Here is a 745-nt window from a genome sequence, read left to right on the forward strand (position 1 = left end):
TAAGTTCAGGCAAAGCTATTGAGCTAGGTGGTGAGAGTCGTTATCTCACTGTTTTATTCTCAGATTTAAAAGACTTCTCCACGCTATCTGAAATCACACCTTCCAGAGAGCTACTATTACGAGTTTCCTCGTATTTAGAGTTAATGACGTATGCCATTAAGGAAGAGGGCGGAACAATTGATAAATTTATTGGCGATTCAGTCATGGCCTTTTGGGGCGCCCCTTTATTGGATCAAAATCACGCCTACCATGCCTGCGTAGCTGCTTTTAAGACCAAAAGACGCATGGTTTTCTTAAATGAAAAACTAGTCGCAGAAGAAAACCCCCCCTTAGTCGTGCGCATTGGTATTCATTCTGATGCGGTTTTGGTGGGTAATATTGGCTCAGCTGAGCGCTTAAGCTATACCGTCATGGGCGATGGAGTCAATATAGCAGCACGCCTAGAGGGTATCAATAAAGAATTTAATACTGACATATGTATTAGCCACTCCCTCTTTAAGGAGGCCGGTGAAAGATTATGGGTTAGGCCAATTGACCAAATTACCGTCAAAGGCCGTAAGGGCGAGTTAATTATTTATGAATTAATGGGGATTCAGGATGGCGATGCTGAAACCGCCCCAACAGAGATTGAAAAAGAGCTTTGCATCTTTACCAAGAAAGCATTTGATCTCTATATGAATGGCTTATATGTTGAGGCACTAGTCATCTATGAGGATTTGGTGCTTAGGTTTAATGACGGCCTAGC

The 745-nt window shown here is 42.6% G+C and carries 1 protein-coding gene; it reads left to right on the forward strand.

From position 1 onward, the window contains the following. The coding region (locus tag LZT21_RS11845; RefSeq protein WP_233991011.1) for an adenylate/guanylate cyclase domain-containing protein at positions 1-745 on the forward strand (745 nt) is incomplete at both ends.

The sequence above is a fragment of the Polynucleobacter sp. IMCC 30228 genome (genome assembly GCF_021395205.1).
Classification (GTDB): domain Bacteria; phylum Pseudomonadota; class Gammaproteobacteria; order Burkholderiales; family Burkholderiaceae; genus Polynucleobacter.